Origin of the sequence: Faecalicatena orotica, from assembly GCF_905197545.1 — a bacterium.
GTDB classification, from domain to species: domain Bacteria; phylum Bacillota; class Clostridia; order Lachnospirales; family Lachnospiraceae; genus Faecalicatena_A; species Faecalicatena_A orotica.
Window position 1 is genome coordinate 150,544 of the sequence record NZ_CAJJZH010000001.1, and the last position, 23,271, is coordinate 173,814.

The 23,271-nt window shown below is 43.5% G+C and carries 21 protein-coding genes and 2 riboswitches; of the genes, 17 read left to right on the forward strand and 4 right to left on the reverse strand.

What is annotated here, in order from left to right; all coding sequences use genetic code 11:
* Nucleotides 1–46: 46 nt before the first annotated feature.
* Nucleotides 47–1,378, reverse strand: coding sequence for a magnesium transporter (gene mgtE, locus ABIN22_RS00655; protein WP_118620644.1), 1,332 nt, complete (start codon nucleotides 1,376–1,378; stop codon nucleotides 47–49).
* A gap of 157 nt (nucleotides 1,379–1,535) precedes the next feature.
* Nucleotides 1,536–1,705, reverse strand: a riboswitch (M-box (ykoK) riboswitch).
* Between the two features lie 111 nt (nucleotides 1,706–1,816).
* Complete coding sequence (locus tag ABIN22_RS00660) at nucleotides 1,817–2,440, reverse strand: DUF3862 domain-containing protein (protein ID WP_346906076.1); 624 nt, start codon at nucleotides 2,438–2,440, stop codon at nucleotides 1,817–1,819.
* Between the two features lie 365 nt (nucleotides 2,441–2,805).
* On the opposite strand from ABIN22_RS00660, the gene ABIN22_RS00665 reads away from it, so the two are divergent.
* The 15 genes from ABIN22_RS00665 to ABIN22_RS00735 all read left to right on the forward strand — a co-directional run bounded on the left by ABIN22_RS00665 (nucleotide 2,806) and on the right by ABIN22_RS00735 (nucleotide 16,250).
* Nucleotides 2,806–3,594, forward strand: coding sequence for a class I SAM-dependent DNA methyltransferase (locus ABIN22_RS00665; RefSeq protein WP_346906077.1), 789 nt, complete (start codon nucleotides 2,806–2,808; stop codon nucleotides 3,592–3,594).
* Nucleotides 3,594–4,469, forward strand: a complete 876-nt coding sequence (hslO, locus tag ABIN22_RS00670; RefSeq protein ID WP_118620600.1) for an Hsp33 family molecular chaperone HslO — start codon at nucleotides 3,594–3,596, stop codon at nucleotides 4,467–4,469. Before ABIN22_RS00665 ends, hslO begins: the two co-directional genes overlap by 1 nt.
* 25 nt (nucleotides 4,470–4,494) lie before the next feature.
* Nucleotides 4,495–6,417 (forward strand): NAD(+) synthase, encoded by a 1,923-nt coding sequence (locus tag ABIN22_RS00675; RefSeq protein ID WP_346906078.1) that lies wholly within the window; start codon nucleotides 4,495–4,497, stop codon nucleotides 6,415–6,417.
* Nucleotides 6,418–6,438: 21 nt separating this feature from the next.
* Entirely contained in the window at nucleotides 6,439–7,458 is a 1,020-nt protein-coding gene (locus ABIN22_RS00680; RefSeq protein WP_109729792.1) for a molybdopterin-binding protein, read from the forward strand.
* Nucleotides 7,459–7,729: 271 nt separating this feature from the next.
* Nucleotides 7,730–8,467, forward strand: a complete 738-nt coding sequence (locus tag ABIN22_RS00685) for a phosphatase (RefSeq protein WP_346906079.1) — start codon at nucleotides 7,730–7,732, stop codon at nucleotides 8,465–8,467.
* Between the two features lie 259 nt (nucleotides 8,468–8,726).
* Nucleotides 8,727–9,569 carry a MurR/RpiR family transcriptional regulator gene (locus ABIN22_RS00690; protein ID WP_118620603.1) on the forward strand — a complete coding sequence of 281 codons (843 nt, stop codon included), beginning with the start codon at nucleotides 8,727–8,729 and terminating at the stop codon, nucleotides 9,567–9,569.
* A gap of 365 nt (nucleotides 9,570–9,934) precedes the next feature.
* Nucleotides 9,935–10,714 carry a PTS mannose/fructose/sorbose/N-acetylgalactosamine transporter subunit IIC gene (locus ABIN22_RS00695; RefSeq protein ID WP_109729789.1) on the forward strand — a complete coding sequence of 260 codons (780 nt, stop codon included), beginning with the start codon at nucleotides 9,935–9,937 and terminating at the stop codon, nucleotides 10,712–10,714.
* A complete protein-coding gene (locus tag ABIN22_RS00700; RefSeq protein WP_346906080.1) occupies nucleotides 10,707–11,537 on the forward strand; it encodes a PTS system mannose/fructose/sorbose family transporter subunit IID in 831 nt (276 codons plus the stop codon). The genes ABIN22_RS00695 and ABIN22_RS00700 overlap by 8 nt, the downstream gene beginning before the upstream one ends.
* Before the next feature lie 61 nt (nucleotides 11,538–11,598).
* The gene (locus ABIN22_RS00705) at nucleotides 11,599–12,081 is read left to right on the forward strand and encodes a PTS sugar transporter subunit IIB (RefSeq protein ID WP_109729787.1); all 483 of its coding nucleotides are present in this window, start codon (nucleotides 11,599–11,601) and stop codon (nucleotides 12,079–12,081) included.
* 8 nt (nucleotides 12,082–12,089) lie between these two features.
* Nucleotides 12,090–13,010, forward strand: coding sequence for a sugar phosphate isomerase/epimerase family protein (locus tag ABIN22_RS00710; RefSeq protein WP_109729786.1), 921 nt, complete (start codon nucleotides 12,090–12,092; stop codon nucleotides 13,008–13,010).
* 26 nt (nucleotides 13,011–13,036) lie between these two features.
* On the forward strand, nucleotides 13,037–13,453 hold the full coding sequence (locus ABIN22_RS00715) for a PTS sugar transporter subunit IIA (protein WP_346906081.1): 417 nt from the start codon (nucleotides 13,037–13,039) through the stop codon (nucleotides 13,451–13,453).
* Nucleotides 13,446–14,063: an HAD-IA family hydrolase gene (locus ABIN22_RS00720; protein ID WP_346906082.1), complete on the forward strand. Its 618-nt coding sequence runs from the start codon at nucleotides 13,446–13,448 to the stop codon at nucleotides 14,061–14,063. Before ABIN22_RS00715 ends, ABIN22_RS00720 begins: the two co-directional genes overlap by 8 nt.
* Nucleotides 14,060–14,887: a sugar phosphate isomerase/epimerase family protein gene (locus ABIN22_RS00725; RefSeq protein ID WP_346906083.1), complete on the forward strand. Its 828-nt coding sequence runs from the start codon at nucleotides 14,060–14,062 to the stop codon at nucleotides 14,885–14,887. Before ABIN22_RS00720 ends, ABIN22_RS00725 begins: the two co-directional genes overlap by 4 nt.
* A gap of 13 nt (nucleotides 14,888–14,900) precedes the next feature.
* On the forward strand, nucleotides 14,901–15,650 hold the full coding sequence (locus tag ABIN22_RS00730; protein ID WP_118620609.1) for a MurR/RpiR family transcriptional regulator: 750 nt from the start codon (nucleotides 14,901–14,903) through the stop codon (nucleotides 15,648–15,650).
* Nucleotides 15,651–15,716: 66 nt separating this feature from the next.
* The gene (locus tag ABIN22_RS00735) at nucleotides 15,717–16,250 is read left to right on the forward strand and encodes a hypothetical protein (protein WP_346906084.1); all 534 of its coding nucleotides are present in this window, start codon (nucleotides 15,717–15,719) and stop codon (nucleotides 16,248–16,250) included.
* A gap of 114 nt (nucleotides 16,251–16,364) precedes the next feature.
* On the opposite strand, the gene ABIN22_RS00740 is transcribed toward ABIN22_RS00735, so the two are convergent.
* Together ABIN22_RS00740 and ABIN22_RS00745 are read right to left on the reverse strand one after the other, a co-directional pair.
* Nucleotides 16,365–18,449, reverse strand: coding sequence for a HelD family protein (locus tag ABIN22_RS00740; RefSeq protein WP_346906085.1), 2,085 nt, complete (start codon nucleotides 18,447–18,449; stop codon nucleotides 16,365–16,367).
* Nucleotides 18,450–18,526: 77 nt separating this feature from the next.
* Nucleotides 18,527–19,360: a helix-turn-helix domain-containing protein gene (locus tag ABIN22_RS00745; protein WP_346906086.1), complete on the reverse strand. Its 834-nt coding sequence runs from the start codon at nucleotides 19,358–19,360 to the stop codon at nucleotides 18,527–18,529.
* A gap of 131 nt (nucleotides 19,361–19,491) precedes the next feature.
* Nucleotides 19,492–19,587: riboswitch (purine riboswitch) on the forward strand.
* Between the two features lie 49 nt (nucleotides 19,588–19,636).
* On the opposite strand from ABIN22_RS00745, the gene ABIN22_RS00750 reads away from it, so the two are divergent.
* Nucleotides 19,637–20,917 carry an amidohydrolase family protein gene (locus tag ABIN22_RS00750; RefSeq protein WP_346906087.1) on the forward strand — a complete coding sequence of 427 codons (1,281 nt, stop codon included), beginning with the start codon at nucleotides 19,637–19,639 and terminating at the stop codon, nucleotides 20,915–20,917.
* Nucleotides 20,918–20,935: 18 nt separating this feature from the next.
* Nucleotides 20,936–23,233, forward strand: coding sequence for a xanthine dehydrogenase subunit XdhA (gene xdhA / locus ABIN22_RS00755; protein WP_346906088.1), 2,298 nt, complete (start codon nucleotides 20,936–20,938; stop codon nucleotides 23,231–23,233).
* The last annotated feature ends 38 nt before the right edge of the window (nucleotides 23,234–23,271 follow it).

Consider the following 23,271-nt stretch of genomic DNA (forward strand, 5'->3'; position numbering starts at 1 on the left):
AATTCTTTTGCGCCAGCCGTTTTTTCCTGCCGGAAAGTGTATTGGTTCATAAAGCAAATACATGTGTCGCAATGTTAAAGTATACAAGTATAGAACAAGTATCTACCATCGTAGTAATCAGCGGTGCTGCCATGATGGCCGGGTCCAGATTTACCTTTTTTGCAAGGAGCGGCAGCATGCAGCCGATCAGTTTTGATATAACGATTGTCACAGAAAGGGACAATCCAATGACCAGTGCCAGTGACACATCGTGGTACATAATCAGGATACGCACTCCGTTAGCCAGCGCCAGTACGACTCCGACTATAATCGAGACGCGGAATTCCTTAAACATGACGCGGAAAATATCCCGGAACTGGATTTCGTTCAGCGCGATACCGCGGATAATCAGTGTTGAACTCTGGGAACCGCAGTTACCGCCGGTGTCCATCAGCATGGGGATAAATGATACAAGCAGGGGAATCGCGGCGAACGCATCCTCGTACTTCGTGATGATGGTTCCTGTGAGTGTCGCGGAGAACATCAGGACAAGCAGCCATGCAATACGGTGTTTTGCGTGGCTGAACACGGATGTCTCAAAGTAACTCTGCTCACTCGGGCTCATAGCGGCCATCTTTGTGATATCTTCAGTTGCCTCTTCTACCATAACGTCCATTGCATCGTCGAAGGTAACGATTCCGACCATCAATCCCTCTGCATCCAGAACGGGAATTGCCAGCAGGTCATACTTTCTGAAAAGCTGTGCAACTTCTTCCTTATCTGTATGCGTGCTGACGGAAATGATCTCTGTTTCCATCAGGTCGCTGATCACGGCATTGTCATCGGAGGTCATCAGTTCTTTTGCAGTGACGATTCCGATCAGTTTTCTTTTATCTGTTACATAACAGGTATAAATGGTTTCCTTGTGGATCCCGGTTCTCTTAATATGGGCCATCGATTCATCAACAGTCATTGACTGTCTCAGACCCACGTATTCTGTTGTCATGATACTTCCTGCGCTGTCGTCCGGGTAATTTAAGAGAAGGTTGATCATATTTCTCTCTGACTGGCTGACCGTATCCAGAATACGGGTAACCAAATTTGCCGGGAGTTCCTCCAGCAGGTCCACAGTATCATCCATATATAAATCGTCCAGCAGCTCCCGCAGTTCCTTTTCTGTAAACATTTCCACAAGATAAGTCTGCATGGAATTATTCATGTTAGCGAAAACTTCCGCTGCCTTATCTTTGGAAATCAGGCGGAATGCGAGTGCCAGCTCTTTGTCATCTAATTCTGAAAGAAGGGAGGCTATGTCCACTTCGTTCATGACATCCAAAATACTCCTCACAGCCTTGAACTGGTGCTGGATAAGGAGTTCTACAAAAATATTTTTGTCCATCATTATTACATCTCCAATCTGTATTCAATTCTATTAGTTTCTGCGAATGATAACTGGCGCCAGCGTCCATAACCTCACCACCTTTCTACTGATTAAAAAAAGAGTTAAAAAAGCTCCGTCACTGCCTGAACAATGACGGAGCTAAATATGCACTCCAAAAAAATTACTCACCGTTCAAGCTTTAGCATCACAGGGCATATCAATTGCATTAGGTTATGCCTTCACGACATAGCCTGCTAACCAACTTGTTGTGTCTCCACAATCTCGCGGCAGCAATCTTAAGGAAAATCCCAATCCCTGTGGTAGCCTCACCTACCGAAATGATTCTATTCGTACTCATTGTAGAGCAAAGAGCGGGATGTGTCAAGAAAAAATTGGGGGATATACTATTGACATGAATAGAAATACCCCCAGAACATGACGCTCTGGGGGGGGCTATTATTTGAGTCCAGTCTGGCTGGCTGATACTACGGCGTCATTCTGGAACATGATAGAAGCTATTCCTATACCGTCAGCAGCTTTCCACATATACATTGTGGACTGTACGCCGCCAATATTGGTATCAGTCGTTAGAGTACCGTCACTTCCTATTAGATTTTTCACTTCTTCGTAAGTCATCCCGGTAGTAATCTGGTTGAAGATGTCTAAAGTAATATTTGAGGTGGTTGTATTAATCCTTACGTCGTTCTTTGCTGTAACAATGCCGTCCTGTGTGGTTACGGCTATGTAGCCGCTTCCGTCGGCGTAATTCCAAAACCATTGAGTAACTGTGGAACCTGATACGGTAGTTTCTGACATTTTCCCGCCCTCTACCCCGAAAGCCTTAACTACTTCTTCATATGTCATTCCGGTACTGATAAGGTCTATCGGGTTATCCACGTTCTGGATTTCGTCCTCCGCCGGTTTTTCAACAGGCGTTTCAGCCGGTGTTTCCATCTCAGATTCTTCTGTTTTCGGGCTTTCTGTCTCCGCTGGTTTCGCCGGTTCTTCCTTAGAGCCACAAGCTGTAAAGCTGGAAGCCAGACATAAGGAAAGCATTACGATACATAATTTTTTCTTCATGGATGAAGTCCCCCTTTATATGATACTTTGATTATAGTAAATGTCGTCATAAAAAGCAACAGTCTTACAGCTAAAACCAGTAGGATTATTCTCGTAATTGTGATCTTTCGAACTGACAGTGAGAGCATGACGAAGACAGAGGCATATAGTACTGAAGTTACAGCTTCCCCAAAATTAAATAGTGGACAATGTGCTGACGCTGTTTTATAATTGTCTACGAGACAAAAAAGCACTAGTGAACACGTTAAGCACATTGTAGGGCGACATACCAGAATGTGCGGACGCGAAGCGGATAGCGATAATGAATCAAGATCATATAAAAGATAAATAGAAAACAAAATCTGTAGTAAAGGAAGGTTTCTATAATGATAAATACTTATAAATCTAACGCCTACGGTACTTTCGCTTCTGTCTACGACCTGTTTATGGACAACGTGCCATATGATGAATGGGGTGACTATCTGTATGGACTGTTGAAAGAATATGGCATATGTGACGGACTTGTGCTGGACTTGGGGTGCGGTACGGGAACGATGACGGAATATCTTGCCGGTCGCGGATATGATATGATCGGGGTGGACAATTCTGAGGACATGCTCGAGATTGCGATGGAAAAAAGAGTGGAATCCGGGCATGATATTCTGTATCTTGAGCAGGATATGCGTGAATTTGAATTGTACGGGACTGTGCGTGCGATTGTGAGCATCTGCGATTCGCTGAATTATATAACAGAACCTGAGGAACTAAAGCAGGTTTTTTACTGGGCGGATAATTATCTTGATCCGGACGGGGTTTTTATTTTTGATTTTAACACAGAATATAAATACAGAGAGATCCTTGGGGACCAGACAATCGCGGAAAGCAGGGAAGAATGCAGTTTTATCTGGGACAACTATTATTATGAAGAGGAGCGCATCAATGAGTATGAACTGAGCCTGTTTATCCGGGATGAGGAGCTGTCAAAAGGCGGCAGTGAGATTTACCGGCGTTATCAGGAAACTCATTATCAGAGAAGCTATACACTGGAAGAGATGAAAGAACTGCTGTCAGCAGCAGGCCTGCGTTTTCTGGCTGCATATGATGCATTTACCAGAGAAGCACCATCTGAAACAAGTGAAAGAATCTATATTATTGCAGGAAAAGGAGAAGAATAATGGCAGACTATATTGTAAGGGCAACCGCTGCGAATACACAGATCCGTGCATTTGCAGCATCGACGACGGAGCTGGTGGAGCAGGCAAGGCGGCACCATAATACAAGCCCGGTAGCGACGGCGGCATTGGGACGTCTTTTGACAGGCGGTGTGATGATGGGAAGCATGATGAAAAACCCGACTGATGTACTGACACTTCAGGTGCAGTGCGGCGGACCGATCGGGGGGCTGACGGTCACTGCTGACAGTCAGGGAAGTGTCAAGGGATATGTGAATAATCCCGATGTGATGCTTCCTGCAAAGAACGGCAAGCTGGATGTGGGAGGCGCGCTGGGGCCAGGTTTTTTGAATGTTATTAAAGACATGGGATTAAAGGAGCCTTACTCCGGACAGACGATCCTCCAGACAGGGGAAATCGCAGAAGACCTGACTTATTATTTTGCAACATCCGAGCAGGTCCCGTCTTCGGTAGGGCTCGGTGTACTGATGGAAAAGGATAATACGGTGAGATGTGCGGGCGGATTCATCGTTCAGGTCATGCCGTTTATAGAGGATGAGGTACTGGACAGGCTGGAGAAAAATATCCAGAATATCCAGTCTGTGACGGCAATGCTCGACAACGGGCATACTCCGGAGGAGATGCTTGAACAGGTGCTGGAAGGGCTGAATGTTGAGGTTGTGGATACACTGCCTGCACAGTTTTCCTGTAATTGTTCAAAGGAACGGATTGAAAAGGCGATCATCAGTATTGGGAAAAAGGATATCCAGTCTATGATTGATGACGGCGAGGACATTGAAGTGAAATGTCATTTTTGCAATACTGCCTACAATTATACAGTGGATGAGCTGAAAGAACTTTTGAAAAAGAGCAGATAGAGGTTATTGAACCAGGAGGTAGGAAATGAATCAGGGATTTGTAAAAGCAGCGGCAGCGACACCGGATATCCGGGTAGCGGATGTCAAATATAATACGGAGAAAATCTGTGAGGCAATCGAAGCAGCCGCAGGGGAAAAGGCGAAGATCGTGGTGTTCCCGGAATTGTGTGTCACAGGGTACACATGCGGGGATTTGTTTACGCAGGATGTGCTGCTGCGCGATGCAAGGGCCGCTCTTCTGAAAATAGCGGATTTCACAGCGGATAAGGATATTCTGGCGTTTGTCGGGGTTCCGCTTTCTGTTGACGGTGAACTCTATAATGTGGCGGCGGCGCTGAACCGCGGGGAGATTCTGGGACTGACGACAAAGACATTCCTGCCAAATTATGCGGAATTCTATGAGATGCGCCAGTTCACGCCCGGCCCGGAAAAGGCCCGTGAGATTTTATTTGAAGGAAAACGGGTCCCGTTCGGTCCCCAGATTTTGTTTCAGGCATCTTCAATGGAAGAACTGATCGTTTCCGCTGAAATCTGTGAGGATGTCTGGTCACCGATTCCGCCGAGTATTCAGGCGGCGATGGAAGGGGCAACTGTGATTGTCAACTGTTCCGCGAGCGACGAAACGATCGGAAAAGACAGGTACCGCCGTGAGCTGATTGCGGGACAGTCTGCGCGGCTCATCGCAGGATATGTATATGCCAACGCAGGGGAAGGCGAATCTACAACTGACCTTGTTTTCGGCGGGCATAACCTGATTACGGAAAACGGCGCTGTACTGAGTGAGGCAAAGCGCTTCAGAAACGATATTATTTACTCCGAAATTGATATATATCGTCTGCTAGGCGAAAGGCGTAAAAATACGACATTTAAAACGTCAGAGGATAGAAAGTTAATCCGCGTTCCGTTTTATATTGAGCGGGAAAAAACTGTGCTGACAAGACATTTCCCAAAGCAGCCGTTCGTTCCGGCAAATGAGGAAGAGAGAGCAAGAAGGTGTGAGGAAATCCTGACGATTCAGGCAATGGGACTGAAGAAGAGGATTGCCCATACCCACGCCAAGAGTGCGGTAGTCGGTATTTCAGGAGGGCTGGATTCCACGCTTGCGCTGATTGTGACGGCGCGTGCGTTCGAAATGCTTGGACGTGACAAGAAAGACATTACTGCTGTTACGATGCCATGTTTCGGGACAACAGACAGGACCTATCAGAACGCGTGCAAAATGGCGGTACAGCTCGGGGCAGAACTCATGGAGGTGCGGATTGCAGATGCGGTCAGCGTACATTTCAGAGACATCGGGCATGACCCTGGGGACCACAGTGTGACCTATGAAAATTCTCAGGCAAGAGAAAGGACACAGGTATTAATGGATATTGCAAATGAGAGGGGCGGTATGGTCATTGGTACGGGCGATATGTCTGAGCTTGCTTTGGGATGGGCGACTTACAATGGAGACCATATGTCCATGTACGGAGTCAATGCATCGGTTCCGAAGACGCTTGTGCGGCATCTTGTAAAGTATGCGGCCGATGTGACGCCGGACGAGCAGCTGAAAGCAGTGCTCTATGATGTGCTGGATACCCCGGTCAGCCCCGAACTTCTGCCCCCTAAGGACGGCAATATTGCACAGAAGACGGAGGATTTGGTGGGACCTTATGAGCTTCATGACTTCTTCCTTTACTACATGGTACGATTCGGCTATGAGCCGAGTAAGATATTCAGACTGGCGGAGGAGACTTTTGAGGGCAGCTATGATAAGGCAGCCATATTAAAGTGGCTGGAGATCTTCTGCAGAAGATTTTTCTCACAGCAGTTCAAGCGTTCCTGCCTGCCTGACGGCCCGAAAGTAGGTACGGTTGCACTCTCACCGAGGGGGGACTGGAGAATGCCGAGTGACGCGTGTGCGGCAGTCTGGCTGAATGATCTGGAGCAAATAGCACTGGCAGATTGAAAATAGAAGGAGACTTATCTTATGAAGCTGATCAGAACGGAAGAAGCGGAAGGCTGCGTGCTGTGTCATGACATCACGCAGATCATCCGCGGTGTGACAAAAGATGCGGTATTCAGAAAAGGACATGTCGTAACGAAGGAAGATATCCCGGTCCTGCTTTCTGTGGGAAAAGAAAATCTTTATGTATGGGAAAAGCAGGAAGGGATGCTCCACGAAAACGACGCGGCGGAGGTACTGCGCCAGGTGTGTCAGGGCGATTATATGGAACCTTCCGAGGCAAAAGAAGGGAAGATTGACCTGAAGGCTGCCTGTGACGGGCTGCTGAAGGTAGACCGGGAAAAATTAAATATGCTCAATGCAATGGGCCAGATCGTGATTGCCTCCCGCCACGGGAATTTTGCGGTTAAGAAGGGCGATAAGATCGCAGGTATGCGGGTTGTTCCTCTGGTCATCGAAGAAGAAAAGATGAACCGGGTGAAAGAATCCTGCGGTGAAACACCGGTATTCCAGATCCTGCCTTTCAAGAAGATGAAGGCGGGAATTGTAACAACCGGAAGTGAAGTATATCACGGACGGATTCAGGACAGTTTTACACCGGTCGTGGTTGAAAAACTGGAAGAATGCGGCGTGGAGGTGCTTGGGAATACTGTATGTAATGATGACTCGGATATGGTGACAGGAGCGATTAAAAACTGGCTGGAACAGGACGTGGATATGGTAGTCTGTACAGGTGGGATGAGCGTTGACCCGGATGACAGGACGCCTCTTTCCATACGCAATGCAGCCGACGAAGTGATTACATATGGCGCACCGGTCCTGCCGGGGGCGATGTTCATGCTGGCATACGCGGGAGAAGTCCCGGTGATGGGACTGCCGGGCTGTGTCATGTACGCAAGACGGACGATATTCGATCTGGTCCTGCCAAGAATCGTGGCAGGAGAACGTCTGGGGATCGGGGACTTTACCGTACTGGGACAGGGCGGTCTGTGCCTGAACTGCGAGACCTGTACATATCCCAACTGTGGGTTTGGGAAAGGCTAAGCGACGTCTGGAAGAAAGGAAGAGGATATACTAGACATAGTCAAAATATTAAAATTTACGAATGCCGTGGATGGTTCCACGGCATATTTTGGCGTGAGGCTTGTGTATACTGAAACGAGTTTCATTTTTTTAGTATTTTGAAAGATATATATTACCCTTTGAAGGTTTTTGTGAAACAGGAACCAGTCTCTGAGAATACTATTGAAATAATCTTTTAGGCACATATACTTAAAATCAATATAAATAGTATCAGAAAAAGAGAGGGAAAAATATGTCATACATCAAAAAAATACACACGTTAGTTGGAGATTTTCACTGCCATAGTTTAGCATCTGTTCATGCATATAGTACCATTGGTGAAAATATTGAGGCAGCAAAAGTGAAAGGGCTAAAGGCCCTGGCAATCACTGACCATGCAATTGGGACTGAGGATTCCCCCAGTCTTAGCTATTTTGAAAATTTACCTTCACTGCCTAAAGTTGTGGACGGGGTTAGAGTCTTAACAGGAGTTGAAGCAAATATAATGAATTTCAAAGGCGAAGTAGACATGCCTGTAGAAACGTTAAAAAAACTAGATATAGTTATTGCATCCTATCATACATCATGTACCAGGCCCGGAACTGTACAGCAGCATACAGAGTCGTATCTGCAATTAGCCAAAAACCCTTACATTAACATTATTGGCCATGCCGGAACTGAAAATTTTGCATTTGATTATGAAAAGGTGGTCCCCGTATTAGGAGAAGCAAAAAAGGTTTTTGAAATTAATGACCATACATTTAAATGCAGAAAAAAATCAATTAGCAATTGCATTACAATAGCTAAATTGTGTAAAAAATATGGGTTCAGAATCATGGTGAATTCAGACGCACATTCCCAATACGATGTGGGATCATGCGATAATGCCTTTGCAATGCTCGAGGATATAAAATTTCCAGAGGAATTGATAATTAACATTAATGAAGATCGAATTGCTGAGTATTTGAATTCGATTAATGTATTGTATTAGTAAAATGGACGTTTTGAAATTCAATATTAAGAAATATTTATTAAAGTAAATACAAGCTATACAGCCCTATTTTGCATATAAAGTGAAATAGGGCTGTATTTATTTAAAAAATTAACATTAGGATACAAGAAAATATAAAATTATTTATTTACAATTTGTATAACATGTGCTATTCTTTAAACAACGGAAGAATAAAATATTCCAAATTAAAAGAAAGGAGGATATTATATTCTAAACAAGCATTAGGAAGGAAAAAAAGATGGGTATTGATATTAGAAAAGAATTATCAAGAAAAGACTCAGAATTTACTCAGACAGAGAAGAAAATTGCAACATATATTTTAAATAAGGGGCACAATTTCTCTCAGATGAGTTCGACAGAAGTAGCAGAAGAATTGGGTGTTGGTCAATCTACGATTATAAAATTTGTTAAGAAATGCGGATTCAACGGATTTATGGATTTCAAAATTCAGTTGAGCCAATCTTTTGTAAGAGATGAAAATATTCTTCCGTTAACCCACGATGATATATCATTGGAGGCACCACTGGAGGATGTGGCAAAAGCAATTGTATCCGAATCTATATCTGCCTTGACAAAATCTTTCGACATCATGGATTTAGACTCGTTTAATCAGGCAATCGAATGGATAGATAGTTCACCAAGAATTTACATTTGTGGAAAAGGTTCATCAACCCTGCCTGCACAAGATTTATCTAGTAAACTGATGAAGCTGGGATTACCTGTATTATGGTATCAAGATTTGGAGTCGGTAGAAGCAGCATCCTTGTCAGCAGACAAACAAGCACTATTCATTGTGTTTTCTTTTAGCGGGGAAACCAAGGAAATAGTCAGGATATTACAGAATGCTAAAAAAAATAATGCAAAAATAATTCTAGTAACTAAAAATGTAAAAAGTACGATGGGAAAGCTTGCTGGTTTAACGCTGGAGATAATCTCTAATGAAACTATATTCAGAACCGCGGCAATGAGTTCCAGAATAGCATTTTTCTCAATTGTTGATATCTTATTTTTAGGAATAATCAAGAAAGATTTAAAGCATCGTTTGAAAATGATAAGGGATGTTTACACTTCTATTGGATAAAAAATGAAAGACTGGGCGGATTCTTAAGCCCTCTGGTAACCATTATAAAAGATGTAGATTAATCACTTATACTATTCTAAAAATTGTAGTACCATGTTGGCCCATGGATGAACACCTTAGAGATAACATCTTTATTTCCGATAAGAAAAGGTTTGGGAACAGATCCGCCCAACTGTACAGCTATAAGACTCAATAAGCAGGAAACACTATTTACTTATAGCTATAGAGCAAAATGTAGCACTTTTTGATACATTTGTCAAGTTTTCATATGCAGAGTTTCGTATGCAGGGGCGGATAAAAATGTCGTTTAAAAATTGAAGAATTCAAATTATGAAGGATTCAAAAAGGAAGAGTAGGAGGAATTTATGCATATTCAGGTTTGGCAAATTATATTATTAACTTTGTATTCTATCATTGGTATATATGATGGACTGAATACGAAATTTGAATTGAATAAACCTATGATGGCAGGCGCTTTTGCAGGCCTTGTCATGGGGGATCTTGGAACAGGGCTGATTATTGGGGCCACACTCCAATTGATGATTTTAGGTGTCAGTAATTTTGGCGGGGCCACGATTCCTGATTATACTTCAGCAGCACTTATTGCCACTCCACTGGCGATTGTGGCTGGAAAAGATGTTGACTTTGCAATTGGCCTGGGAGTTCCTATTGGTCTTTTGCTGACACAGCTGGATATCATAGCGAGGACAGTAAATATCTTCTGGAATAAGAAAGCTCAGGCAGCGATTGAGAAAGAGCAATATCATCTATTAGACAGATACAATTTTTGCGGTATGATCGGCTGGGGGGCATCCCGTGGGCTTCCTGTTTTTCTGGCCCTTACCTTTGGCTCTTCATTTGTACAGGCCATTTTGGATGTATCGCCGGACTGGCTGCTCTCCGGACTTAAATTTGCAGGAGTAGTTTTACCGGCAGTAGGTATATCGATGCTGCTTAAATTTATGCCAGTGAAGAAATATTTTCCATATTTAATTTTGGGATTTGTATTATTCTCTTATGTAAACATGCCAATGTTGGGGGTAGCTTTGATCGGAATTGTAATAGCAGTAGTTACTTATCAGAGGGATTCAGAAAGGGAGCCGGCAGTAGTTCAGGCGAATGCAGGAGGTAATGAAGATGAATAATACAAATGATAATAATCGGCCTCAGGAAGAAATTGAAATCACAAAAAAGGATATTGACAGAGCCTGGTTTCGATGGATAACGAGATCACAGGCAGGATGGAACTATGAGACAATGCAGGGATTGGGATATTGCTGTACAATGCTGCCATTCTTAAAGAAAAATTACAAGGATCCTGCTGAATTAAAAGAAATGGTTAAGCTGCATTCACAGTACTACAACACGAACGTTACGACCGGAGGTTTTGTTATTGGTGCTGACATGGCAGTTGAAGCAGAGCAGGGATACAAAGCCAAGGATATGATTCCGGCACTAAAAACGGGACTCATGGGTCCTTTGGCGGGTATCGGAGACACATTTTTTTCTGTCACTATTAATACAATTCTTGGTTCCATTGCTACATACATGGCTTTGGAAGGAAACCCCATCGGGGTTATTCTGTGGCTGTTGGCTGGATTTGTAAAATTAGGGTTTGCAAGATGGTTTACACATTTAGCATATGCGCATGGAAAGAAAGCAGTATCTACAGTTAGCGGAGCGTTAAAGAAAATCACAAATGCAGCTACTATTCTGGGGATAACTGTAGTTGGAGCATTAGTCCCCTCAGTAATAAAAGCAACAGTTACTTTGCAGCCCCAGATTGGAGAAAATGTTATTAATATTCAAGAACAAATATTTGATCCAATGATGCCGAACATCATTCCTGTTGGTATTGTCTGTTTTGTTTATTGGCTGCTGGGGCGTAAAAATATGAATTCTACACGTGTTATTTTCATTGTTATGGCTCTATGCGTGATTTTGAATGCATTAAACATTATGGGATAGCTTTCAAAATAAGCAGGTTTCATAGAAAACAGATTATACCAAAAAAGAGAGGGATAAAAGAATGGAGTTAAAAGGTTTTGTGCACATTAGAATTGATACAAGACTTATTCACGGACAGGTTGCGGGATTCTGGACAGGCTATTTACAGGCATCCAGAATCATGGTGATAGATGATGAGGTTGCTGTTGATGATATGCAGAAAGAGCTGCTCCGCATGGTGGCACCGGCCGGAGTAGCCACATCATTGTTAGCCAAGGAGAAAGCACTTGAAAATATCAAAACGGGCAAATATGCAAATCAGAGGGTCCTCCTGTTAGTTAAAACGCCGTATTACTTAAAATACCTTATGGATAATGGTATTGATATTAAGGCAATTAATGTTGGTAACATGGCTACGCGTGATAATACAAGGGTAATAACCTCTTCTATTAGTATTACACAGGAGGAAGAAGAAATTTTTAAAGAATTGTTAAGCAGAGGGGTAGATATAACTGTGCAGATGGCGCCTGAAGATAAAGCGAAAAAAATTAAAGATCTATTGTAGGTGGCCCTATGAAAACACAATTTGATATCTCATTACATTTTGATTTTAAAGAAGAAGTAAATGGAAATAAAATGTTTTCTGAAAAACGGGCATTAGAAGCATTTACATTAATGAAATCACTTGGAATTAAATATTTTAATACATGGTGCAATGACGACGTTTATCCGCAGTCTGATGAAGACGATATCCTATTTGCAAAAATATTATCGCGGCGAATGAAAGAAATGGATATCAAAATGTCATCGTTTCATTTTGTCGGATCAGTACTGGATTGTTATGACGAATCACAAAATAAAGTAAGATTTTATATGGAAAGAACACTGAAGATTTTTGCGGATTGTAAACCAGGCAGTATTGTGGTTCATCCGGGAACATATGGTGAAGGGGGCTTTAAATGCAACAAAATAGCTCATCAAAAAGCTGTTGATAAATGGGGGAGAGAAAAAACTCATGCCATGCTAATTGAGAATCTTCGCCATTTTGGAAAATTAGCAGCCAAATATGATATAAAAATAGCTGTTGAAAATTTATTCCAGGGTCGTTTTTATAGCAATGTAGAAGAATTAATTGGCCTGGTTGAAGGAGTTGCCTTAGACAATGTCGGTTATTGCTTGGACAGTGGGCATGCCAATCTTGATCATGTGGATATACCGGAGACCATCAGGAGAATGGGTAGTAAACTATTTGAAGTACATTTACATGACAATAATGGAAAGGAAGATCAACATTTGCCTATAGGCTTCGGCAATTTAGAATGGATTAGTATCATCAGGGCTTTAAAGGACATTGGTTATCAAGGGACAGCAACGTATGAATTCTTTAGATGGCCTTATGTAGACCGGGTCGTGGGAATAAAAAATTCTATTATGTTCTGGGAAAGCCTAGAAAAAATTCAGGAAAATGGGTACTTTACGTCGGATTGGAAGTAGGAAATGTTAGATGAAGGAGCAATCTAATGAGTATAGGAGTTATAGCAGTTACACATAAGGAGGCAGCCCAGTCATTACTTGATTCTGCAGAAATGATTTTTGGAAAACAAGAAAACGTTAAGGCGGTGCCATTTTTTGAGAATGAGGACGGACAGATGCTAAAGATAAAACTTGAAGAAGCAGTTGAAGAACTGAATTCGGAGGATGGTGTTTTATTTTTGGTTGACTTGTTCGGCGGCACGCCTTTTAATGCCTCGTTCATGATAGCACAGAAAAGTCATGCAGCAGAAATCGTAACAGGTCTAAACCTGCCCATGCTGGTAGAAGCGCTTATGTCAAAAGGAACAATGGATTTATTAAGCCTTGCAGAAACTGTAAAAAAAGCCGGGATTGATGGAATAAGGAGCGGAAAAGCGGAACGACAGAATGGGGACGATGAATAATAATTCACAAACAAAGTATGTTGTATTTGATATTGGAAATGTTCTTTTAAAAGCGACACACAGAGAGTATTTACAACAGATTTATGAGAAAGATACTGCGGAACAACTCGTTAGTGAAGTATTCCATCAGCCAGAGTTTGCAGAGTATGAAAAAGGGATGTACACCAATGAAGAATTGATTGATATATATGGTAAGCGATTCCCAAGCCATATAAAGGAAATTAAAAGAACAGTCAATCATTGGGAGGAACTTACCACTTATATGGATGAAAGCTGGGAGATGCTTAAAGAATTGAAAGAATATAAAATTCCAGTATATATTCTATCTACGATGGGGAAGGAATGGAAAGAACAAATATTTGATAAGTTTAAAGATTTCGAACTTATTGACGGCAGTGTATTTTCTTATGAGGTTCACTCCAATAAACCTGATTCAAAGATATATTTAGCTCTTTTTGAAAAATATCATTTAGATCCCGGAGAAGGTATCTTTATAGACGATAAAAAAGAGAATATCGACAAAGGAATTCAACTTGGGATGAAAGGGATTGTATTTACCAATATTATTACAGTAAAAACAGAATTGTTTAAGGAGCTGAATTTGGAATGAATTATGGTTTTAATATAAGCATGCGTCATAGCAGAAATGAAATTCTGGAGTTGGGAAAGCTGCTGCTTAAAACGAATGAATTTCAGGCTATTGAGGTGACATACTCAGAGCATATGCGGCATATTGATACTACTTCATATAATCAGGCAATCTTCGAATTAGTTGATATGTATAAAACCAAAGTACTGGTACATATTTCTGATTTTAATCTGTCGGAAGAAAATATAATATTGCAAAATGCTATTTTGGATGAGTTTGAAAATTGCTGTAAATATATTAAAGCATTTAACGGACATGAAATAATAATGCATTGTGGAAGCAGAAAGTTGATGCATATTTCTATAAGGCATAAGGATGGATCAAGGCAGACACACACAGAAGTATATGAAAAAATGTGGAAACTTTCGGTGGAGACAATGAAAAAAGCATGTCAAATTGCAGCAAAGTATAATATTTTAGTCTACACAGAAAATTTAACGGATAATATGTTAATACAAAATGCAGAACAATTACAACGTTATATCAGGGATGTAGATGAGAAAAATCTTTATATTGTATATGATACCGGGCATGGACATTTCACAAGTCATAATGTGTCAGATGAAATTTTAAAGTGCAATAAATGGTTAAGACATCTCCATCTTCATGACAATCATGGTTCAAAAGATGAACATCTTGCAGTAGGGGCCGGAACGATTGACTGGAGGAGTTTTTGTAAGGCATTAAAGGATGTTAACTATCAGGGGATTTGTATGATGGAGTTGTATCATAGTACGTATGATGAGCTGGTTAAAAGCAAGGAAATTTTAATGAGATATTTATAGAAAGAGTGATAAAATGGAATATTATTATAGCTCTGTTCTGTCGAATATTAAGGAACATTATGAAAACTTTACATCAGTAGAAGAAAAAATAGGTGATTTCTTTCTTTATAACCAGGAAAAAATAGATTTTTCCTCCAAAGCTGTGTCAAACAAATTGTATGTATCAAAAGCATCACTTTCTAGATTTGCACAAAAGTGTGGCTATCATGGATATAAGGAATTAAGATATCAATATGAAGCAGCTTTTAGAAATTATGGAGAAACTGCGAACCAGAATACCTACAAAATTTGCCGTGTATACCAAGAATTATTAATCGAGATATGCAGTAATATTGATAATAAAAAATTGGGGCAAATTCTAAAAAAGATCAAATGTTCTGAAAGAGTCTTAGTTTGTGGAAAAGAGAGCTCTGAGTTTTCTGTAAAGGAAACCGCCCTGCGTTTCATGCAGGAAGGGTTTAATGTGGTTATGCTTACAGGTACAGATATGATTAAAACGCAAATAGCCCGCTTGGATAAAACGGCTATGGTAATTGCATTTGATTTTGAGGGGAACGATCAAGATGTGTTTAGATTGCTTCAAGAGGCAAACTATAAAAAGGCAAAGACTGTACTATTTACCGGAGGTAATACTGGAAATTATAAAAACTTGTGTTCTGAAATAATAGAACTTCCAACAATAGATTGCATCGGTTATAATTATGCGGGTTCATTACAGATTTCAACGTTGGTTATGCTTGATATTTTATTCACAGAACTGTGATTATATTAGAATGTGCGGATATTTCTTCTCATATATTATAAAAGGAGTAATGAAGGGAGAGGATTTATGAACTGGTGCACGGTCTATTATGATGACACGAAGAGCAGCTGCAGGGAATATGCAAAGCTGTTTGGACAGTATGAGGGAATCTTATGCAAACCGGCTTCTGAATATATTGGGTACCCTCTGATTTATGAGGAAAATTCCGCGGTGGGATTTGTTTTTGAGAGCGATAAGGATAATGTGCCTTATGCTGTCAGACACATTATATGGCGGATCATTATGAATAAGAAGGGGCAGTACTTTCTGGCTGTCACGGGAGGGAACCGGGAGCTTACGGCGATCCGCTGTGCCGCAGAAGACCTTGAGGTACGCGGGTATGAAGTCAGCAACGTCTATTCGAAGTATATGTTTGAGAAGTACCATATGGAACTGGGAATAAGCGCAGGAAAGATCGTGTCAGATCTGGAAAATGGGGAGGAACAGTTTCGGATTTATGCAAAGGCGGCACAGGGGATGAGCAAAAAAGAGCTTCGGAAAATGCTGCGTAATGAGCTGAAGGAATATAAGAAGCATAAGAAACACAGAAGGACAACATGAGCAGACAGAGGCAGTTACTGCGTAAACCAAGGCGGAAAACAGTAACAGTAAACAGGCGGCGTTACAGTTTACAGACTTTTCTGTGAGCTTAAGCGCCGCCTGCCGTGTTTCAGGTTATGCGGTTTTGTCGGGAATCAGAGCTGAGAGCTCTTTTGTGTACAGCAGTGTCAGCCGGTGCATCGCCCGGGTACAGGCTATATAAAGGAGATTCCTGTCATAGTCCGTGAAATAGCGGGACTGGTCTGTATCAGGAATGATTACCTCGTCGAATTCCAGCCCCTTCGACATCTGAACAGATATGACGGACACACCGTTCTGAAAACAGCTGCTTTCCGGCGTGATCAGGTGAACTTCCGGTTTCGGCGGCAGCATATCAAAAAGCTCTCTGGCATCTCTGTTCGTTTTCAGTATGATACCCATTGATGTATGTCCGCTGTGGTAAAAATCCTGAATGGCCTTTGAAATTTCCCTAAGCTCTTCCTCTTTACTGCCGCAGTAAATAACGTCCGGTGCATCTCCGTGACGTTCAATCGGTTCAGGTGAGTCCGTGTTTAGGATGCGCTTTGCAAAAGTGATAATCTCGTATGTAGAACGATAGCTTTTTTTCAGCTCTGTAAATCGGGCATCTGTATAAAGGTCCAACAGGTCATTTAGAGTGTGAGAGTGGTTTGGATTCAGAAGCTGGCCGAAGTCCCCGAGAATGGTTTTCCGGCATGGGAAGATTTTGTTGATCACGGCATACTGTATGGGGGTGTAGTCCTGCATTTCATCGATAACCAGATGCTTTGTGCTCCGACTTTCTTTTAACCCTTCAAATTCTGAGTTCAGATACAGGAACGGGAAGACATCGGCCCATTCCAGCGTCTTTTTTGCCGGCAGGCACAGGAGTTCGGGTTTCCCTATGCTTTTATAAAAATATTGATATAGAGAAATCGGTGTTTTAACTGTGAGCATGGAAGTGAGTGCTTTCAGAATCTGTCTTTTTCCGGGCAGGGGGTCTCCCATGATGTTGCCGGATTCAAAATGGCTGCGGATATCCTCTGCCGTCATTGCAAGTCTCTGTTTAACCGGGTATGCTTTGTATGCCAGAAAACGCTTCTGTATCCAGCTTTTGTCCGCGTTAAACCTGCCAAATGTGTAATCCGCAGGCGAAAATATCCTCTCGGGCAGTGTCTCCATAAATGTATTCATCAACCGGACAAAACCGGCAGTAGATTTGAACAGTACCCGCTGTGCCCACGCCCTGTCTTCCGATTCCAGCGGGTCCTTATCCGGCTCGAAACGGAGTGTATTTTGAAGCTGGATTTCCGCAATATCCGGGAAACTTAGCTCATAGACCGGTTCCTCCCCAAGTTCAGGGATGACGCCGGAGATATAGTCTCCGAATACTTTATTTGGGGAGATGATGGCGACATTTTGGGAATTCAGCTGGTTCCTGAACCGATAGAGCAGGAAGGCAATCCGGTGCAGGGCGACAGAAGTCTTTCCGGAACCCGCCGCTCCCTGTATAATCATTGTTCCTGTATTTTCACTGCGGATAATCTGGTTTTGCTCCTTCTGAATGGTCGAGATGATGGACTTCATTCTTTCATCCGAAGTATGGGAAAGCTCCCGCTGTAAAATGTCATCCTGTATATGGGAGGCACTTTCCAGCGCGTATTCCATAATGCCGTCCTTGATTTTAAACTGCCTTTTCCGGATAAGTTTCCCGTCAATCCTGCCCGTTGGTGCGTCATAACCCGCCGGTCCCGGTTCATAATCATAAAACATGCCGGCAGCGGGCGCGCGCCAGTCAATGACTAGCATTTCCTCTTCAAATCTGAATGTAAAACGTCCGATATATAACCGGTCGGCTTCTTTTGATTCCTCCTGAAAATCGATCCTTGCAAAATAAGGGGATTTCTTCAACTTTGCCAGCCTGTCCCGGACACTCACGGCAAAGGCACCTGTACGGTCTGTCTGCCTGAGAAGCAGTTCGTTTTGAAACATTTCATGAGGGTCGATTTCCCCTCTGTATTCCGCCATATACCTTTTGGAATCCCTGTATTCCGTGTCAATCCGGCTGACATCCTCTTCGGCTCTTTTAAGCGCGGTATCCAGTTTCTGCATGGTCACTTCCAGATGAATGACTTCATCAGGAAAGGGGACCGGGTCTTTTGCTATCTCTTTGTCTTTTGATGGTTTCTGTTGCTCATTCATAGTAGTGCTCCTTGCTGTCTTTGATTTTTAAGTTCAAGTAGGTTTCGGTAAATCTACGGTGGCACATATGTTTTGCTTCATTTCAGGACAAAACGCTGGGTTGGATAACCATACTCCACAAGCAGCTCCGCCTCTGCAAAGCCGAGTTCTTTAATCTCACTGCGGTGCCCTGTATCTGCCCGGTCGCCTTCGCGGTAGGTTGTGATGCTAATTTCCTTCCCCTTCAGCAGTTCCCCCATGACCTTATCAAGAAATGCCTTTGGAATCCCCTTTTTCCGATAAAGAGGGTGGGTACCCATGAAATCAATACTGCCTCTGTTTTCAGAAAAAATCATAATCCCGATGGCAGTGTCCCCATCCTTTAAAATCAGGGCCTGCCTTTTTCGGATCATTTCTCTCAGGACATGGATATATTCTTCTTCATCCAGATTCGGAAAACCATCGACCACAAGCCGTACCAGCTCCATCCAGCAGGGAATGTCCTTTTCTTTAGCAAATGCAATATCCTGTTCTGTAAACTCCCGGTTGTCCAGCATATGATAACTCCCCTCTAATTTATATTTAAGCTGCAAGGGATAAAACTTCTCATTTTCCCGGTATTTATTTGGTGGAAGCTTGTACATGGCCGTAAAAATCTTAGTAAATGCCTGCTGGCTGCCGTAACCTGCCGCCATCGCCACATCAAGAACCGGTTTATCAGAAAAAACAAGCAGCTTTGCGGCTTCCGTAAGCCTCCTGCGCAAAACATATTCGTGGATAGTAAGGCCCACAGTATCCGTAAACATCCGGTGTAGATGATATTTGGAATAGTGGAGCGCTTCCGCGGCCATATCAAGATTCGGACAATCAGTTAGATGCGCCTCCAGATAATCAATTGTTGAAATAATATTCTGAATATTTTGGACTGGCATACATATTCCCTCCTTCCAGACTATTATTATAGCCGCAATTAGGGGGATATGTTTAATCTTTCTTGCGGTTTTAAAAATAAATTTGGTTGACATCAATTTTAATAAATGTTAGGATAAAATTAACAAAAAATATATCAAATTTTACTAATACTTATATAGGTTCATAATCGGGTGAACGTTTCTACCAACTACCGGAATAGTTGACTATAAGTATCTGCAGAGGCATCTCTGTAGTTACTTGTGGGCACAGGGATGTAAGGAAGGAGGCGTCAGCAGATGAATGAATCTATTTTTATTTTGAAAGGAAACTTGATCTACAGTAAGAGCGCGAAAGAACTTGAGGTATGTGAGAACAGTTATCTCGTGTGTGAGGATGGCGTGGTAAGGGGGATTTATAAGACACTGCCGTTCGAATACGGAGGATACCCGGTCGAGGATTACGGGGACCGGCTGATTATCCCGGGACTGGTGGACCTGCACGTGCATGCGCCGCAGTATTCATTCCGCGGACTGGGGATGGATATGGAGCTTCTGGAATGGCTGGAGACGAATACATTTCCGGAGGAATCCAAGTTTTGTGATATGGAGTATGCACGCAAAGCTTACGGGATCTTTGTTGAGAATTTGAAGAAGAGTGCAACTACGAGGGCCTGTATTTTTGCGACGATACACAGGCAGGCCACGCTGCTTCTGATGGATATGCTCGAGGAAGCGGGACTCGACACAATGGTTGGAAAAGTGAATATGGACAGGAACAGCCCGGATTATCTGAGGGAGGCATCGGCAGAGGAATCTGCGGCGGAAACGGTGGAATGGATCAAGGATGTTCTGCATAAGAAGTATAAGCATACAAAACCAATCCTGACACCGCGCTTTACACCGAGCTGTACGGATGAGCTGATGGAGAAACTGAAGATGATACAGATGCGCTATAGTCTGCCGTTACAGTCACATTTGTCAGAAAACCCGGGTGAGATATCATGGGTAAAGGAGTTGTGCCCGTGGTCTGAATTCTATGGTGATGCATATGATAAGTTCGGATTATTCGGTGCGGACTGCCCGACGGTGATGGCCCACTGTGTTTATTCCGACGACAGGGAGATTGCAAGGATGAAGGAAAACGGTGTTTTCGTTGCCCATTGTCCGGAATCCAATATGAATATTGCATCCGGTGTAGCCCCAGTCAGGAAGTTTCTGGATGAAGGCGTCCATGTAGGAATGGGAAGTGACGTGGCAGGAGGTTCCACGGAGAGTATTTTCACGGCAATGGCACATGCCATTCAGGCATCGAAGCTGCGCTGGAGGTTACAGGATGAATCGTTAAAGCCTCTGACAGTTGAAGAAGCCTTTTTCATGGCAACGAAAGGCGGTGGGGAATTCTTCGGTAAAGTCGGCAGTTTTGAGCCGGGATATGAGCTGGACGCAGTCGTTCTGGATGATACGCGTCTGAGACGCCCGCAGGATCTTGATGTGAAAAAAAGGCTAGAAAGAATGATCTATTTTTCAGATGACAGAGAAATCTGTGCAAAATATGTGGCAGGTGTACAGATTTTATAAATAAGAGGAGATGGGAAAATGGAAGAAAGGGAACATGCAGTAGGTAAAAGTGTGAAGCGTGTGGATGCCTTTGAAAAGGTGACCGGACGCGCGAAGTATACCGATGACCTGTGTGATAAGAGCGCCTATGTAGTCAGAATCCTGCATTCTACGGTGGCACACGGGATTGTGAAGTCGGTGGATACCTCGGAGGCGGAAAAGATCCCCGGAGTTGTGAAGGTCGTGACTTGTTTTGACGTGCCGAAGAATTACTTCCCGACGGCAGGGCATCCCTGGTCTACAGAGCCGGCACATCAGGATGTGGCTGACAGGCTGCTTCTTCAGGAACATGTGAAATTTTATGGCGACGATGTCGCGGCTGTTGTCGCTGAGAATGAAGTGGCGGCTGCACAGGCTGTGCGTGCGATGAAGGTGGAATACGAGGAACTGCCCTTTGTGCTTGATGTACAGAAGGCAATGGAGGATACCGCACCCCAGATTCACGAGGAATATCCGAATAATATCCTAAAACATACGACGATCCGGAACGGCAGCTATGAAGAGGCAAGAAAAGAGCCGGGCCTGATCAAGGTAGAGGGATGGTATGACACGCCAACCGTACAGCACTGCCATATTGAGAATTTTATCTGTTATGCATATATGGAACAGGGCCGGATTGTTGTCGTATCATCCACGCAGATTCCCCATATCTGCCGGAGAGTTGTCGGGCAGGCGCTTGGCATCCCCTGGGGCAAAGTCAGGGTGATCAAGCCTTATATCGGCGGTGGATTTGGAAACAAGCAGGATATTCTGTACGAACCTCTCTGTGCATATTTAAGCACAGTAGTGGGAGGGAGACTGGTGAAGCTGGATGTCTCAAGGGAAGAGACATTTGTATCCAACAGGGTACGCCATGCTGTCCGTACGCATATCATTTCTTATGTGAGGCCGGACGGGAGTTTTGCGGCAAGAAAGATTGAATGCTTTTCCGACCAGGGGGCATACGCGTCCCACGGGCATAGTATCGCCGCAAAGGGGCTGGGAGCATTTCCACAGCTGTATCCATGCCCGAATGTGGACGGAGACGCCTATACGGTATTTACAAACAAGCCGGTATCCGGGGCCATGAGGGGGTACGGTATCCCGCAGGCAATGTTTGCACTGGAAAGCCACACGGATGATGTGGCAAAGGCCGTGGGCATGTCACCATATGAATTCCGCTGGAAATATCTGATGCCGGTGGGGTATACGGATGGATTTTCAAAGAACGTTAATTATTATGATACCTTCCATCAATGTATGGAAAAGGGAAAGGCTTACATAGATTACGACAGGAAAGTAAAAGAATATGAGAACCAGACCGGGGAAGTCCGAAAAGGAATCGGTGTGGCTGCATTCTGGTACAACACTGGTGTATGGCCAATTTCACTGGAGACTTCTTCCTGCCGTATGGTACTGAATCAGGACGGTTCTATTCAGGTGCAGGTAGGTGAGACCGAGATCGGCCAGGGGGCTGACACCGCATTTGCACAGATGGCGGCCGAGACACTCGGTGTTCCCGTGGACCAGGTCCATGTGATGACGGTACAGGATACGGACATTACGCCGTTCGGCACTGGGGCATATGCTTCCAGACAGACGTACATGGCGGGATTTTCCATCAATCAGACAGCGGCCCTGTTAAAGAGCCATATTCTGGATACCGCACAGGAGCTGACGAGACATACAAAGGAAAGTCTGGATATTATCAATGGTAAAATCATACGCAGAGGGGACGGAGAGGTTCTGATGAGCCTTGCCGATCTGGCGATGGAGAAGCTGTACAGTCTGACGAACAACGGTCATCTGACGGCGGAGAGTACTTATCAGGCGAAAACCAATGCTTATTCCTTCGGATGCACGTTTGCCGAGGTAGAAGTCGATATTCCGGCATGCAGGGCAGAGCTTACGAATATCATCAATGTACACGACTGCGGGCAGCTGATTAACCCGTCACTGGCGCTGGCTCAGGTACATGGCGGCATGAGCATGGGTATCGGGTATGGTTTGACCGAGAGACTGATCTTTGATGAGAAAACCGGGAAACCGCTGAATAATAACCTTCTGGATTATAAGCTGTCGACATTCATGGATCACCCGCATCTGGAAGGGCAGTTTGTGGAAAACTATGAGCCGACCAGTGCATACGGCACAAAAGCTCTGGGAGAGCCTCCGGTATGTTCTGTTGCCCCGGCCATCCGCAATGCCGTTCTGCAGGCGACTGGTGTAGCAGTAGACGAGATACCGCTGACACCGCACATATTGTTTAAACGATTCAAAGAAGAGGGCTTAGTATAGAAAGGGGCAGCCAGTGTGATGCACTGGCATGCCCCGGA

Bases quoted from the DNA above. Each gene is read 5' to 3' on its own strand.
- ABIN22_RS00700 (WP_346906080.1), top strand. From the start codon at position 10,707: ATGAATAATACAAATGATAATAATCGGCCTCAGGAAGAAATTGAAATC.
- mgtE (WP_118620644.1), bottom strand. From the start codon at position 1,378: ATGGACAAAAATATTTTTGTAGAACTCCTTATCCAGCACCAGTTCAAG.
- ABIN22_RS00745 (WP_346906086.1), bottom strand. From the start codon at position 19,360: ATGCCAGTCCAAAATATTCAGAATATTATTTCAACAATTGATTATCTG.
- ABIN22_RS00675 (WP_346906078.1), top strand. From the start codon at position 4,495: ATGAATCAGGGATTTGTAAAAGCAGCGGCAGCGACACCGGATATCCGG.
- ABIN22_RS00660 (WP_346906076.1), bottom strand. From the start codon at position 2,440: ATGAAGAAAAAATTATGTATCGTAATGCTTTCCTTATGTCTGGCTTCC.
- ABIN22_RS00665 (WP_346906077.1), top strand. From the start codon at position 2,806: ATGATAAATACTTATAAATCTAACGCCTACGGTACTTTCGCTTCTGTC.
- ABIN22_RS00685 (WP_346906079.1), top strand. From the start codon at position 7,730: ATGTCATACATCAAAAAAATACACACGTTAGTTGGAGATTTTCACTGC.
- ABIN22_RS00750 (WP_346906087.1), top strand. From the start codon at position 19,637: ATGAATGAATCTATTTTTATTTTGAAAGGAAACTTGATCTACAGTAAG.
- ABIN22_RS00710 (WP_109729786.1), top strand. From the start codon at position 12,090: ATGAAAACACAATTTGATATCTCATTACATTTTGATTTTAAAGAAGAA.
- ABIN22_RS00735 (WP_346906084.1), top strand. From the start codon at position 15,717: ATGAACTGGTGCACGGTCTATTATGATGACACGAAGAGCAGCTGCAGG.
- xdhA (WP_346906088.1), top strand. From the start codon at position 20,936: ATGGAAGAAAGGGAACATGCAGTAGGTAAAAGTGTGAAGCGTGTGGAT.
- ABIN22_RS00730 (WP_118620609.1), top strand. From the start codon at position 14,901: ATGGAATATTATTATAGCTCTGTTCTGTCGAATATTAAGGAACATTAT.
- ABIN22_RS00725 (WP_346906083.1), top strand. From the start codon at position 14,060: ATGAATTATGGTTTTAATATAAGCATGCGTCATAGCAGAAATGAAATT.
- ABIN22_RS00680 (WP_109729792.1), top strand. From the start codon at position 6,439: ATGAAGCTGATCAGAACGGAAGAAGCGGAAGGCTGCGTGCTGTGTCAT.
- ABIN22_RS00705 (WP_109729787.1), top strand. From the start codon at position 11,599: ATGGAGTTAAAAGGTTTTGTGCACATTAGAATTGATACAAGACTTATT.
- ABIN22_RS00720 (WP_346906082.1), top strand. From the start codon at position 13,446: ATGAATAATAATTCACAAACAAAGTATGTTGTATTTGATATTGGAAAT.
- ABIN22_RS00740 (WP_346906085.1), bottom strand. From the start codon at position 18,449: ATGAATGAGCAACAGAAACCATCAAAAGACAAAGAGATAGCAAAAGAC.
- hslO (WP_118620600.1), top strand. From the start codon at position 3,594: ATGGCAGACTATATTGTAAGGGCAACCGCTGCGAATACACAGATCCGT.
- ABIN22_RS00695 (WP_109729789.1), top strand. From the start codon at position 9,935: ATGCATATTCAGGTTTGGCAAATTATATTATTAACTTTGTATTCTATC.
- ABIN22_RS00715 (WP_346906081.1), top strand. From the start codon at position 13,037: ATGAGTATAGGAGTTATAGCAGTTACACATAAGGAGGCAGCCCAGTCA.
- ABIN22_RS00690 (WP_118620603.1), top strand. From the start codon at position 8,727: ATGGGTATTGATATTAGAAAAGAATTATCAAGAAAAGACTCAGAATTT.